Source organism: Pseudomonas sp. CAN1 (assembly GCF_030462585.1).
In the GTDB taxonomy this organism is placed as follows: domain Bacteria; phylum Pseudomonadota; class Gammaproteobacteria; order Pseudomonadales; family Pseudomonadaceae; genus Pseudomonas.
In genome coordinates this window covers 89,562-101,684 of sequence record NZ_JASMRU010000007.1, presented here as the reverse complement: position 1 = coordinate 101,684, position 12,123 = coordinate 89,562, and the positions used below count along the sequence as shown (strand labels likewise).

Below are 12,123 nucleotides of genomic sequence, written 5' to 3'. Positions count from 1 at the left end.
GGCTGCGCATTGTAGTGCTTCTTCAGGCATGGCTGGCGAGCGCTCCGGGGCGTTGGCGGAGGGTTTGCCAGAGCTGCACGCCACCCTGTTCGAACACCCGCTGGGAGAATGCCGCCAGCGGCAGGCTCAGCAGGCTGACCAGCAGGCCGACCATGGTGCCGGTGAGCAGTGGTTGCTGCTGGTACCAGTCGGTGCGATCCACCACCGACCAGGCCACCATCAGCAACAGCACGTTGAGCAGGTAGAGGCTGTAGCTGATGCGCCCGAGAAACTGCAGCGCCGGGCGGTTGAGCAGGCGGATCACGGCCAGTTGCGGCGCGCCATGGTAGACCGCGCCCACCAGCGCGCCGCTGAGCAGTATCTGGCCGATGCTGGTGGTGCTGGCGTTGAGGTTGGTGAAGGCGCGCAGGCCGACGAAGAGGACCAGCAGCGCGGCCAGCCCGACGCCGCTGACCGGCTGGAAGAACGGCGCCAATCGGCGGTCGGCGAGCAGCATGCCGAGCAGGAAGGCCGGCAGCCAGACGTTCATGTTCGGCAACCAGCCCACCAGCCACGGGTTGTCGAAGGCGAATACCGCGTAGGCGAAGCAGGCCGGCACGCCGATGGCGGGGAAGCGCCGGCCGATGAAGAAGGTGGCGAGCAGGAAGGGAATAGCCAGCATCTCGCCCTGCAAGGTGGTGGACGGGCCGTGCCAGCGGATGTCCACCAGGCTGGCGTTGATCGCCGCGGCGCGCCAGTCCGGCGCGGGGAAGCCGCTCCAGCCGGCCCAGGCGTAGAGCCAGGCGAGCGCGTAGTAGCAGGCCATGCAGAAGGCCAGCGCCGGGTACAGGCGGAAGGCCCGCGCCAGGGCGAAGTTCAGGCTGGTGGCGAGCGGATTGCCCGTATTGCGTTCCAGCGAACGGGCCAGCACCAGCCCGCTGAGGACGAAGAACAGCAGCACCGCGCTGTGGCCGTTGAACAGCGTCAGGTAGAGCTTCTGCAGGATCGCCTGGGCCGTGCCCAGCTGCTGGATGGGCACGCTGAGCACGCTGGCGATCAGGTCCTCGCGGTGCAGCAGCGCGTGGTAGAACACCACGCTCAGCGCAGCCAGGCCGCGCAGGCCGTCGAGGGCGGTGTTGCGGCTATCGGCAGGGGCGGGCATGGGCGATTCCTTTCGTGTCGACAGCGGCATCAGGCAACCTGCGGGCTGCGCTGGTAGGTCTGGATCGCGGCATCGATGGGGCCGTCGAACACGATGCGGCCGTGATCCAGCACCAGGCCGCGTTGGCAGAGGCTGGCCAGGGCGTTGCAGTCGTGGGAGGCGAGGATGAGGATCTCGGCGGTTTCCACCAGTTCGGCGATGCGCTTCTTGGCCTTGGCCATGAACACCGCATCGCCCGCACCGATGACTTCGTCGAGCAGCAGCACCTCGCCGCCGACCATGGTCGAGATGGCGAAGGCCAGGCGCACCTGCATGCCTGCCGAGTAGGTCTTGATCGGGTAGTCGATGAATTCGCCGAGCCCGGCGAAGGCGACGATTTCCGCTTCCTTCGCGCGCATGTAGCGGGGCGTCAGGCCCATCAGCAGGCCGCGGTAGAGAATGTTCTCGCGCCCGGTGGCGTCGGGCTCGAAGCCCAGGCTCAGGTCGAACAGCGAGCGGATTCGCCCCTGCACCTGGCGGCTGCCGGCCGACAGCGGATAGAGCCCGGCGATCAGCTTCAGCAGGCTGCTCTTGCCCGCGCCGTTGTGGCCCAGCAGGCCGACGCGCTCGCCGCCGCGAATCTGCAGGTCGATGTCCTTGAGCGCATGGATGTCGCGCAGGGGCGCGGCCTTGTTGCGGCGGAACGGGTGGCTCAGCAGCGCCTTCAGCGAGCGCTCGCGGAAGGCGCTGGCGGCGTAGTGCAGGTTGGCCCCGCGCAGGGAAATCAGCGAATCCGTCATAGGTAGAAGATCATCGTCCGTTCGGCCCGGCGGCCCACCAGCCAGCAGAGCAGGGCCAGCGCCAGGGCGGTGCCCAGGGCGAAGGCGTAGTTGGTCGGGGTTGGCCAGGCGCCGTGCAGCAGGGGCGCGCGGGCTATTTCCAGGATGTGGTAGACCGGGTTGTAGTCCACCAGCACGTCGAGCCCGCCGCGGCGGAACAGGCCTTCCTCGAAATACACCGGTGAGATGAACCACAGCGCCTGCATCGCCAGGCCCATGGCTGGCGGCAGGTCGCGGAAGCGCGTGGCGATGTAGGCCAGCAGGGTCGACAGCGGCCAGGCCACCAGCAGCAGGACCGGGAACAGCGTCAGGGTCGCCAGCCAGCTCCAGCCGATGTTCTGCGGCAGCACCACCGCCGACCAGCCGTACAGGCAGGTGCTGGCCAGGATCATCGCCATCAGGCTGCCCAGCACGCCGCGCAGGGTGTAGATCGCCAGCGGGTGCTGGCACTGGCGGATGTAGGCATCGGCCTGGACGAAGGACAGCGAACCGGCGGTGACGTTGGCCACCATGAAGTCCCAGACGATGATCCCCGACAGGATGTACGGCGCGTAGGTGGTGATGTCGGTGTGCAGCAGGCGGCTGAACACCGCCGAGATCAGCAGCGCCATGCCCAGCGGCTGGAGGACCGACCAGAACACCCCCAGGTAGGAACGGCGCCAGCGCGAGCGCAGGTCCGAGAGCGCCAGGTGGGTCCAGAAATAGCGTGCCTGCCAGATGCCCACGCAATATTCACGCATGCGGGACCTCCGCGGGAGTTACCGAGCAGCCTAGCCAGCGAATGCCCAGCGGGCCGGCGTTGGCCGGCAGATCGAGGGCCTCCAGCGGTTGCTGCAGGATAGGGTGGCCGTCCAGCCAGAGACTCAGGGTGGCGTCGCGCAATTGCGCATGCAGCGTGCCAGCCAGTGGCAAGGCATCGTGCAACGGCGCGTCGGCTGCCTGCCACTGACTGCCATCCTGGCGCCAGAGCGTCAGCACCGCGCGCTGCGCATCGCGCGGGTGCAGCAGCAGGGTCGTCATATAGGTATCGCCGCCGCTGCCGCGGTAGTCGAGCACCACGCCAACGTGAGACTGCCCGGCATCCGGCTGCAGCACGTAATCGAAGGCCAGGTCTGCGGCGCCCGACTTGAGGACGAGATTGAGGTCGTCGCTGGCGGCGCGACGAGCGCCGTCGGCACCTGGCTGGGCAATCCCCAGCAGGACTTCGAACTCCCCCCAGCGCTGCTGCATTGTATGAACGGCCTGGGCTGCGCGCAGATGGCCGGCCCTCAGGCGCTCGCCGAGGGACTCCTGCTCCAGCAATGCGGCCAGCCCCGCGAAGGGCTCGCGGTGGTGTGCCTGGTCGGGCACGTCCAGCAGCCGGACTTCGTGCACGGCGCCGTAAGGGCCCAGGCTGAGGTAGTCGATGGCCTGCCAGGTGTGCCGGTCGAGTATCCACAGCCCGCTGAGCGAACTGCGCCGCTCGGCACGCTCGCTTTTCAGGCTCTCGCCGACGATGACGTAGTCCTCGCAGGCCGCCAGCCCGCGGCTGTACATCGACGAACCGCTCTGCCACAGCGGCGCTCGGGCATCCAGGTCGACGAGCCCGCCAATTTCCGAGTGGCAGCTGATGCGTTGCCCCTGGTCGGTGATCCAGATGTTGTGCAGCCCGCTTCGTGCGCCCAGGGTTTCTACCGCGGACAACTCCAGCTGCGGGTAGGAGAACACCGCCAGCGCGGAGCCCTTGCGGTGGCGATGGGCGAGGACGTGCAGTTGCCCGTCGTGCAGGAACAGCGAGTTCAGATGGTCGCCCAGGGGCTGCTCCAGCGAGAGCCGGTCCCAGCGCGCGGAGCTGATGCCGGCCTGTTGGAAGTGGGTGGGCTGCGCCGGGTCCAGCACGGTAATCACATTGCGTCCGGTGTTGGTGCAGATCACCCGTCCATCCGGCGCGCAGAGAATCTGGTGGGGCGCGGACAGACAGGGAGAGAGGGCGCGGCCAGCCAGGGAAATCCAGCCGACTTCCGATTGCGCGTAGGTCGCAAGGTCGAGCAGCGTGGCGTTGTCGAGGCCCGAATGGGACAGCAGAAGATCGCTGCTGCCGGCAAACCAGGAAATGCCGTAGTACTCCGGCCGCTCGTGCTCCAGCGCTCGAATGCTGCGGCTCTGCAGGTCGACCAGCAGCAGGTAGCCGACCGTGCTGACCAGGGCATATCTCATGCCGCGGAGCCTTGCTCGAAGAACTCGCGGATGCTCGCGCAGACCTGGGCAACCTGCTCCTGGTTGAGCGCCGGGTAGCTGGGCAGGTTGAGACCGCGTGCACTGAGGTCCTCGGCGACCGGGAAGCTCTCGTCGGTGCGGCAATGCGGCAACTGGTGGGCGGGATAGAACAGCGGCCGGGTCTCGATCTGCCGGGCCTTGAGGTGGTCGCGCAGGCCCTGGCGTTGTGCCGGGTCGTCCACCAGGATCGAGCACATCCAGAACGAGTGGACGGTGCCGGGGACCTCGCGGTGCAGCTGCAGCGGCAGGCCGGCCAGGTGCTCGCGGTAGCCTTCGGCGACCTGGCGCTTGAGGGCGAGAATATGGTCCGCGGCCTCCAGCTGGGCCAGGCCGATGGCGGCGCAGATGTTGGTCATGCGGTAGTTGTAGGCCAGCTCGTCGTGCCAGTACTCGCGGGTCGGCGACACGCCCTGGGTCTTCAGGTGGCGGGTGCGGCCGGCCAGTGTCGTGTCGCGCGCCACGACCATGCCGCCTTCGCCGGTGGTGATGCTCTTGTTGCCGAAGAAGCTGAACGTGGCGATGTCGCCGAAGGTGCCGACGTGCTGCCCACCGTGGCTGCTGCCGAAGGCTTCGGCGCAGTCCTCGATCAGCTGCAGGTCATGTTCCTGGCAAATGGCGACCAGTGCCGGCATGTCGCAGGCCTGGCCGTAGAGGTGCACGGCCATGACCGCGCGGGTTCGCGGGGTGATCCGGCGACGCACGTCCTGCGGGTCGATCTGCCAGGTGTCCGGCAACGAATCGGCGAACACCACCGTGGCGCCCAGTTGCAGGATCGGGTTGATCGAGGCGATGTAGGTCAGGGTCGGGACTATCACCTCATCGCCGGGGCCGATGCCCAGCGCCGCCAGCGCCAGGTGGATGGCCACCGTGCCGTTGCACACGCTGGTCGCCTGGGCGGCGCCGATGTACTCGGCGAAGCTGTTTTCGAACAGGCCGATGTACTCGCCCCGGGAAGATATCCAGGTCGAGTCCAGGCAGCGGTTCACATACTCTTTTTCTCGGCCGGTCAGGTAGGGCTGGTAGACGGGAATCATGGATGGGCGGCACCGACGTGAACGGGCTGGAAGGAATGCCGGAGGTCGAGCGCGCGCGGGGCGCCCGCAGGCGCAAGGCTGCGTGGCCCCATGGAGAGGTTGTGCAATGTTCGCCCCCCGGCGGGTTGCTTCACATGACTGCGGGCTGCCCGAGAGGGAGCAGCCCTACGTAGGGCGAAGCAACCGGTTGTTATTTTTGTTACAAAGCGGCGTTTTATATAGTCGAGCCGTCGCGACTGCGCAATGCAGGCCAGCCGGACGGCATCGATGGGGGAGGGGCTATCGGGCTCAGTTGGACAGCTGGTTGGCGAACTGGCCGACGGCGTCGACCACGCGCTGGGCGCTGTCCTGGATTTCGATGATCACCGTGCCGGCCTGGCCGGAGAGTTCCAGGCCCAACTCGGCCTGCTGCTTGCCGCGGTCGATCATGGCCACGGCCTGGCCTGCGAGCTGCTGGTTCTGCTCGACCACCTTGGTGATCTCCTCGGTAGCGGCGCTGGTGCGCGAGGCGAGCTGGCGCACCTCGTCGGCGACCACGGCGAAACCGCGCCCCTGGTCGCCCGCGCGGGCCGCCTCGATGGCAGCGTTGAGGGCCAGCAGGTTGGTCTGGTCGGCGATGCTGCGAATGCTCTGCACCAGCGCGCCGATGGCCTGGGACTGGCGGTCCAGCGCCTCGATTCCCTGGGCGGCTTCCTGCATGCGGTCGGCCAGCTCGCGCATCACTTCCACCGTCTGCTGCACCACTGCCGCGCCCTTGGTGGCGCTGTCGTCGGTGCTCTGCGAGGTGTCGAAGGCGATGGTCGCGGCCTGCGCCACGGCGTTCTCGCGGTTCACCTGGTCGGTGATCACGGTGGCGAACTTCACCACCTTGTAGAGGCGGTCATGGGCATCGATGATCGGGTTGTACGAGGCCTCCAGCCAGACCTCGCGGCCGCGGCTGTCGACGCGCTTGAAGCGGTCGGCGACGAACTCGCCGCGGCGCAGCTTGGCCCAGAAGGCATCGTATTGCGCCGAGTTGTACTCGGCCGGCTCGCAGAACATCCGGTGATGCTTGCCCTGGATCTGCTGCAGGCTGTAGCCCATGGCGTTGAGGAAGCGATCGTTGGCGGCGAGCACTTCGCCCTGCAGGTTGAACTCGATCACCGCGGTGGAACGCTGCAACGCTTCGATCAGGTTCTCGTGCTCGCGGGAGTTCTCGATGGTGCGGGTCAGGTCGCTGGCGTACAGCGAGAAGTGCCGCACCACGCCGGCGCTGTCGTGCATCGGCTGGAGGATCGAGCGCAGCCAGGCTTCCTCGCCATTGCCGCGCAGCAGGCGGATCACCCCGGCCAGGTGCTCGCCGCGTTCGATGGCGTGCTTGACCCGCAGGTGGAAGTCGAGCCCGCGCACGTGGTCGGGGATCAGGTCCAGCAGCGGGCGGCCGATCAGCTGGTCGCTGCGGTAGAGCATTTCCTTCTCGAAGTTGGCATTCACCGACTCGATGCGCCCACGGGGGTCGAGGAAGAGCACGAGCATTTCCTCTTCGAGGCTGGCGCGGACCTCGTTGACCGAGGCGAGCTCTTCACGCAGGGCGGCCAGTTCCTGCTTCAAACGCGAATTGAACATTCGTGGGCATTCTCAAGTGGTGGGCACGTCGGCAGATGCCGGATTGCTTCACCCATTGCATCGGCTGATCCAGCCGCGACTTTAGCCCTCCCTGTGCAACGACGCATGCCCCGTGGTTCAAGGGCTGACGGCGGATTTCAGGCGCTCTGTTCAAGCCGCTGGCTGGCCTCTATGGCGGCGCGCAGTTGCTCGGTATCCAGCGGCTTGTGCAGCAATTGGCTGCCGCTGGCGAGCGCCTCGCGCAGGCGCAGGGGCGAGGTGTCGCCGGTGATGATCAGCGCCGGCACCTCCCCCGAGCGTCCCTGCGCCAGGTAGCTGCGGATACGGCGCACGGCGTCCTCGCCGGTCTGCCCATCGCCCAGGCGGTAGTCGCTGAGAATCAGGTCCACCGGCGCGCGGCCGGCGTGGCTGGCCTCGATGTGCCGCCGGCAGGCGAGCAGGGCGCTGCTGCCGCAGTAGACGCGGTGGCCCCAGACCTCCAGCAGGTTGCTCAGGGCGTGCAGCACGTCCGGCTCGTCATCCACCACCATGATGCCCAGGCCGCGGCCTTGGGGGTTTGCCAGCTCCGGCAGCGGCGCAGGTTGCGGCGGTGCTTCGGCCAGCGGCACGCGCAGGGCGAAGACCGAACCGCGGCCCGGCTGCGACCTGAGGATCAGCCGATGGTCGAGCAACCGCGCCGCATGGCGAACGATGGCCAGGCCCAGCCCGAGGCCCTGCTTGCGGTCGCGCTCGGCGTTGTGCAGCTGGACGAACTCCTCGAAGACCACCTCCTGCAGTCCCGGATCGATACCGATGCCGGTGTCGCAGACCTGGATTTCCAGCTCGTCGCCACGCCGCCGGCAGCCCAGCAGGATGCCGCCGCCGAGGGTGTAGCGGAAGGCATTGCTCAGCAGGTTGTCGAGGATGCGCCGCAGCAGCAGCGGGTCGCTGTCGATCCACGCGTGGCTGCCGTGTACGCGCCAGTCCAGGCAGCGTTCGGCGGCGGTGCCGGCGAACTCGGCGCGCAGGTCGGCGAACAGCTTGTCGAGGCTGACCGGCTCGCGCGCCACCGGCACCACGCCGGCGTCCAGGCGCGAGATATCCAGCAGGCCGTTGAGCAGGTCGCCGAGGTTGCCGAGCATGCCGCGCAGGCGCGCGGCGATCTCGCTGGCCTGGCGGGCATCCACCGGGCCGCGCTCGGCTAGCGAGGCGAGGGCGCCGACGAACAGCCCGAGGGCATGGATCGGCTGGCGCAGGTCGTGGCTGGCGGCGGCGAGGAAGCGTGACTTGGCCTGGTCGGCGGCGCGGGCACGGTCGCGCTGTTCGCGCAGGTCCTCGACCAACTCGGAGTTCTCCTGGCGCAGGCGGATGGTCTCGCACAGGCTGCGGTAGGTGACCCGGCTGTAGTACAGGTTGACCCCGGCCAGGCAGAGGATGAAGAAGCTGTAGGTGGTGTGCTGCTCGTCAGCCACACTCAGGCATAGCACCAGCACGGGCAGCAGCATGGCGGTGAGCGAGCCGATGTAGGCCGGCGGAAAGGCCGACAGCGACGGCACCGCGCCGCACACCAGCCCGGTAAGAACGATGCAGGTGAAGGCAAACAGCTGCGGGTCGCCGTGGGCGAAACCGGCCCAGCCGAGCCAGCCCCAGAGCAGGCTGCTGGCCCAGGACAGCAGGGTGGTGGTCCACAGTCGCCGGCCTTCCTGCGTGCGCGCCGGGGCTTGCCGGAAGTACGCCCGTGCCAGGACAATCCGCCCCAGCGTGAGCAGATAGAGCGCGGCCAGCCAGCACACTATCGCCACCGGCGACAGGGCGTCGCGCAGGATGTACAGAACCGGCAACGGAATCACCAGGTTGGCGAACAGGACGGCGTAGGACTGGCGAAGCAACAGATCGGCCAGTTCGCGTTGCTGAAAGCGGCTGTGCATGTCCGATGGCCTCAAGGAGACGAACGATGGAAGGGAAGCGCGCGCGGGTACTGATCGCCGACGACCACGGCATAGTCCGCGACGGGTTGCGGCTGCTGCTGTCGACCCTGGATGACCTCGAAGTGGTCGGCGAGGCCGGCGACGGCCTGCGCCTGCAGGCGTTGCTGGAAGAACAGCGCGCCGACATCCTCCTGCTCGACCTGAACATGCCGGGCCTCAACCGGCTGCAGTTCATTCATGAACTGCGCCAGCGCCATCCCCGGCTGAAAATCCTGGTGCTCACCGCCAACACCGAATTGGCCACCGTGCGCTCGGTGCTCGATGCCGGCGTGCACGGCTACCTGAGCAAGGGCGAGGACACCGGCGAGCTGCTCGAAGCGCTGCAGGCCGTGCGTGCCGGGCAGCGCTACATCGCCCGCAGCCTGCGCTTCATCCTCGACAGCCCGCATGCCCGTCCGCAGGGCGATGCCGACCTGCTGGCGGCGGTGGAGCTGACCCGCCGCGAGCGGCAGATCCTCACCCTGGCGGCCCAGGGCCGCAGCGCGCGGGAGATCGCCGAGCACTTCAGCATCAGCCCGCTGACCGTGCGCAAGCACCGCGAGAACCTGATGCGCAAGCTCGACCTGCATAGCCCGGCGGAGCTGGCGGCCTATGCCGTGCGTCTTGGCGTACCCAGCGCCTGAGGCGGTTTTTCCAGCGAGAGAAATGAGCGCGCGCATGCTGCCTTCCTGGTGGCGATGAGCTGTGCGGCAAAGCCTAGCGCCGCCGCCTGCGGGAAAAAATACGGCAACTGCCGTATGTGCCCGCCGGGCTTGCCTCCCTAACCTTCCCGACACGGACCGGCCGCCTGGATGCGCGCCGGCCGCTACCCGATCAAGGGAAGGATCACATCATGACTCTGCCTGCCTGTTGGGCCTCGTTCGCCGTGGCGACCCTGGCCTTCGCCTGCATGCCCGGCCCGGCCATTCTCTACATGACCTCGCAGACCCTCGCCCACGGCCGCCGAGCCGGCCTGCACGCGGCGCTGGGCATCCACCTGGGTTGCTACGTGCACATCTTCGCCGCCAGCGCCGGGCTCGCTGCACTGCTGCACCACGCGCCGAACCTCTACCTCGCACTCAAGCTGGCGGGCGCCGCCTACCTGATCTGGCTCGGCGGCTCGATGATCTTCGGCCGCCGCAGGGGCGAGGACGGCGCCGAGGTGGAAACCCGCCCGAAGGTGCTGCGTGACAGCATGCTGGTGGAGATGCTCAACCCGAAGACCGCGCTGTTCTTCCTCACCTTCCTGCCGCAATTCGTCGACCCGGCCGCCAGCCTGCCGGTCGGCCTGCAGTTCTTCATCCTCGGGATGATCGTCAACCTGGTGTTTTCCACCGCGGACGTGATCGCCGTGCTGTTCGCCTCGCTGCTGCTCGGCGTGCTTGGCAAGGGACGTGGCCAGCGACTGATGCCGCGGGTTTGCGGCTCGATCCTGGTGGGGCTGGGGGTGATGCTGGTGGCGCGCGGTGGGCCGGTATAGCGGGGAGGGGGAGAAGCGGGCGCCGCGCCCCAGGTAAGGGCGCGGCGCAGGCAAGGATCAATCCTCGCGGCTGGTCACTTCCACCAGGTGGTAGCCGAACTGGGTCTTCACCGGACCCTGGACGACGTTCAGCGGGGCGCTGAACACGACCTGGTCGAACTCGCGAACCATCTGGCCCGGGCGGAAGCTGCCCAGGTCGCCGCCGCTGCGGCCGGACGGGCAGGTGGAGTTGTCGCGCGCCACCTGGGCGAAGTCGGCGCCGCCTTCGATGGAGGCTTTGAGTTCATTGCACTTGGCTTCGCTGGAAACCAGGATGTGACGGGCGGATGCACGGGCCATGGGATAACTCCTGAACAGGCAGTAGGAAAGGGCGAAGCCTAGCCGATTCCGCTGCCGAACCCAATGCCAGGCGCCTGACGGCGGCTCTTGTAGGAGCGAGCTTGCTCGCGAACGGATTTACCGGCGACTTCGGAGTTGGGCGGTTCGCGAGCAAGCTCGCTCCTACAGTTCGCTGCCCGTGTGAGGCGCGCGTAGGAGCGGATTCATCCGCGATGGGCCTCGCCCAGATGGAGGACGTGCCGGCGGAAACCATCGCGGACGGAGTCCGCTCCTACGCCGGGTCTATCAGGCCTGCGCCGCGCCGAACCCAACACAGCCGCCAGCACAGGTCTGCTGCAGCAGGTGGGACGCGCGTAGGAGCGGATTTATCCGCGATGGGCCGCGCACAGATGGAGGACGTGCCGGCGGAAGGCGATCGCGGACAGAGTCCGCTCCTACGCCGGGTCAATCAGCCCTGCGCTGCGCCGAACACTTCGCTCAGGTGCTGCTGGTAACGCTGCACATCACCCTCGATGTTCGGGCGCTTCATCACGTCCACGCAGAGGAAGGTCGGCAGCGCGCTCATGCCGAGGAACTGGTTGGCCTTGTGGAAGGGGAAGTACACCGCGTCCACGCCCTTGCCCTCGAAGAAGTCGGTCGGGTCGTCGAAGGCCTGCTGCGGTGCGTTCCAGGTGGCCGAGATCATGTACTGCTTGCCCTGCAGCAGGCCGCCGCTGCCGTACTTCTGCGAGGCGTCGGAACGGGTGCGGCCGTCGTTGGCGTAGAGGCTGCCATGGCCGGCGGTGAACACCTCGTCGAGGTACTGCTTGACGGTCCAGGGCGCGCCCATCCACCAGCCGGGCATCTGGTAGACGATGACGTCGGCCCAGAGCATCTTCTGCACTTCTTCCTGGATGTCGTAGCCGCCGTCGATGAAGGTTTCCTTCACGTCGTAGCCGGTGCGGTCCAGGTGGGCGATGGCGGCTTCGTGCAGGGTGGCGTTGTAGCGGCCGTCGGAGTGGGCGAACTGTTTGCCGCCATTGATCAGCAGAATCTTTTTCATGGTGTGGGTCCATCAGTAAGAAATTCGATGACGGCAGAATATCGACCGCGGCAGGGCGGAAAAACCCGTTTCCGGGCAAATGATCCGTGCGTGAGAATCAAAAATGTAGAGGATTGATTTGCGTCAGGATTAGGCAATCTTTCCTCGCTGCAAGAGTGCCCCCCATGTACGCCTTCATCCTCCAGGCCCACACCCGCCCAGAAAAATCCCAAGCCTTCGAAGACCTGTTCCGTATCTACCTCACCCCCAGTCGCGCCGAAGATGGCTGCGTCCAGTACCACATGCTGCGCGACGCCAGCGACCCGACCCTGTTCACCTTCTTCGAGGTCTGGCAGAGCCGCGAGCACCTGGCCACCCACACCGCGCTGCCGCACATGCGCGAATTCCATGAGCGGCGCATGGAGTACCTGCGCCGCGACTTCGCCATCCAGGAAGTCGAGGTGATGCAGCCGCGCTGAGCGG

At 67.4% G+C, this 12,123-nt stretch carries 12 protein-coding genes; 3 read left to right on the top strand and 9 right to left on the bottom strand.

All coding sequences use genetic code 11. The features are described 5' to 3' along the window. Positions 1 to 22: 22 nt before the first annotated feature. From QO207_RS12410 to QO207_RS12380, 7 genes are all read right to left on the bottom strand, one after another. Positions 23 to 1,141, bottom strand: coding sequence for an acyltransferase (locus tag QO207_RS12410; protein WP_301532701.1), 1,119 nt, complete (start codon positions 1,139 to 1,141; stop codon positions 23 to 25). A gap of 29 nt (positions 1,142 to 1,170) precedes the next feature. Next, positions 1,171 to 1,920 (bottom strand): ABC transporter ATP-binding protein, encoded by a 750-nt coding sequence (locus tag QO207_RS12405; RefSeq protein ID WP_301532700.1) that lies wholly within the window; start codon positions 1,918 to 1,920, stop codon positions 1,171 to 1,173. Further along, complete coding sequence (locus QO207_RS12400) at positions 1,917 to 2,699, bottom strand: ABC transporter permease (protein ID WP_301532699.1); 783 nt, start codon at positions 2,697 to 2,699, stop codon at positions 1,917 to 1,919. The genes QO207_RS12405 and QO207_RS12400 overlap by 4 nt, the downstream gene beginning before the upstream one ends. Then, entirely contained in the window at positions 2,692 to 4,155 is a 1,464-nt protein-coding gene (locus tag QO207_RS12395; RefSeq protein ID WP_301532698.1) for a hypothetical protein, read from the bottom strand. The genes QO207_RS12400 and QO207_RS12395 overlap by 8 nt, the downstream gene beginning before the upstream one ends. After that, positions 4,152 to 5,249, bottom strand: a complete 1,098-nt coding sequence (locus QO207_RS12390; protein WP_301532697.1) for a DegT/DnrJ/EryC1/StrS aminotransferase family protein — start codon at positions 5,247 to 5,249, stop codon at positions 4,152 to 4,154. Before QO207_RS12390 ends, QO207_RS12395 begins: the two co-directional genes overlap by 4 nt. Before the next feature lie 288 nt (positions 5,250 to 5,537). Then, entirely contained in the window at positions 5,538 to 6,854 is a 1,317-nt protein-coding gene (locus tag QO207_RS12385) for a PAS domain-containing methyl-accepting chemotaxis protein (RefSeq protein WP_301532696.1), read from the bottom strand. A 137-nt stretch (positions 6,855 to 6,991) separates the two neighbouring features. Continuing rightward, positions 6,992 to 8,761: a hybrid sensor histidine kinase/response regulator gene (locus QO207_RS12380; protein WP_301532695.1), complete on the bottom strand. Its 1,770-nt coding sequence runs from the start codon at positions 8,759 to 8,761 to the stop codon at positions 6,992 to 6,994. Positions 8,762 to 8,787: 26 nt separating this feature from the next. Here QO207_RS12380 and QO207_RS12375 point away from each other — a divergent pair, with 26 nt between their 5' ends. Together QO207_RS12375 and QO207_RS12370 are read left to right on the top strand one after the other, a co-directional pair. Continuing rightward, positions 8,788 to 9,444 carry a response regulator transcription factor gene (locus tag QO207_RS12375; protein ID WP_301532694.1) on the top strand — a complete coding sequence of 219 codons (657 nt, stop codon included), beginning with the start codon at positions 8,788 to 8,790 and terminating at the stop codon, positions 9,442 to 9,444. A gap of 209 nt (positions 9,445 to 9,653) precedes the next feature. Further along, on the top strand, positions 9,654 to 10,280 hold the full coding sequence (locus QO207_RS12370; RefSeq protein ID WP_301532693.1) for a LysE family translocator: 627 nt from the start codon (positions 9,654 to 9,656) through the stop codon (positions 10,278 to 10,280). A gap of 57 nt (positions 10,281 to 10,337) precedes the next feature. On the opposite strand, the gene QO207_RS12365 is transcribed toward QO207_RS12370, so the two are convergent. Both QO207_RS12365 and QO207_RS12360 read right to left on the bottom strand, forming a co-directional pair. Beyond that, a complete protein-coding gene (locus QO207_RS12365; RefSeq protein WP_192432028.1) occupies positions 10,338 to 10,619 on the bottom strand; it encodes a peptidylprolyl isomerase in 282 nt (93 codons plus the stop codon). A 448-nt stretch (positions 10,620 to 11,067) separates the two neighbouring features. Next, positions 11,068 to 11,661 (bottom strand): NAD(P)H-dependent oxidoreductase, encoded by a 594-nt coding sequence (locus tag QO207_RS12360; protein WP_301532692.1) that lies wholly within the window; start codon positions 11,659 to 11,661, stop codon positions 11,068 to 11,070. A 164-nt stretch (positions 11,662 to 11,825) separates the two neighbouring features. Here QO207_RS12360 and QO207_RS12355 point away from each other — a divergent pair, with 164 nt between their 5' ends. After that, positions 11,826 to 12,119, top strand: coding sequence for a putative quinol monooxygenase (locus QO207_RS12355; protein WP_301532691.1), 294 nt, complete (start codon positions 11,826 to 11,828; stop codon positions 12,117 to 12,119). The last annotated feature ends 4 nt before the right edge of the window (positions 12,120 to 12,123 follow it).

Excerpts from the sequence above, each read along its gene's own strand:
- QO207_RS12410 (WP_301532701.1), bottom strand. The coding sequence starts at position 1,141 with ATGCCCGCCCCTGCCGATAGCCGCAACACCGCCCTCGACGGCCTGCGC.
- QO207_RS12405 (WP_301532700.1), bottom strand. The coding sequence starts at position 1,920 with ATGACGGATTCGCTGATTTCCCTGCGCGGGGCCAACCTGCACTACGCC.
- QO207_RS12400 (WP_301532699.1), bottom strand. The coding sequence starts at position 2,699 with ATGCGTGAATATTGCGTGGGCATCTGGCAGGCACGCTATTTCTGGACC.
- QO207_RS12395 (WP_301532698.1), bottom strand. The coding sequence starts at position 4,155 with ATGAGATATGCCCTGGTCAGCACGGTCGGCTACCTGCTGCTGGTCGAC.
- QO207_RS12390 (WP_301532697.1), bottom strand. The coding sequence starts at position 5,249 with ATGATTCCCGTCTACCAGCCCTACCTGACCGGCCGAGAAAAAGAGTAT.
- QO207_RS12385 (WP_301532696.1), bottom strand. The coding sequence starts at position 6,854 with ATGTTCAATTCGCGTTTGAAGCAGGAACTGGCCGCCCTGCGTGAAGAG.
- QO207_RS12380 (WP_301532695.1), bottom strand. The coding sequence starts at position 8,761 with ATGCACAGCCGCTTTCAGCAACGCGAACTGGCCGATCTGTTGCTTCGC.
- QO207_RS12375 (WP_301532694.1), top strand. The coding sequence starts at position 8,788 with ATGGAAGGGAAGCGCGCGCGGGTACTGATCGCCGACGACCACGGCATA.
- QO207_RS12370 (WP_301532693.1), top strand. The coding sequence starts at position 9,654 with ATGACTCTGCCTGCCTGTTGGGCCTCGTTCGCCGTGGCGACCCTGGCC.
- QO207_RS12365 (WP_192432028.1), bottom strand. The coding sequence starts at position 10,619 with ATGGCCCGTGCATCCGCCCGTCACATCCTGGTTTCCAGCGAAGCCAAG.
- QO207_RS12360 (WP_301532692.1), bottom strand. The coding sequence starts at position 11,661 with ATGAAAAAGATTCTGCTGATCAATGGCGGCAAACAGTTCGCCCACTCC.
- QO207_RS12355 (WP_301532691.1), top strand. The coding sequence starts at position 11,826 with ATGTACGCCTTCATCCTCCAGGCCCACACCCGCCCAGAAAAATCCCAA.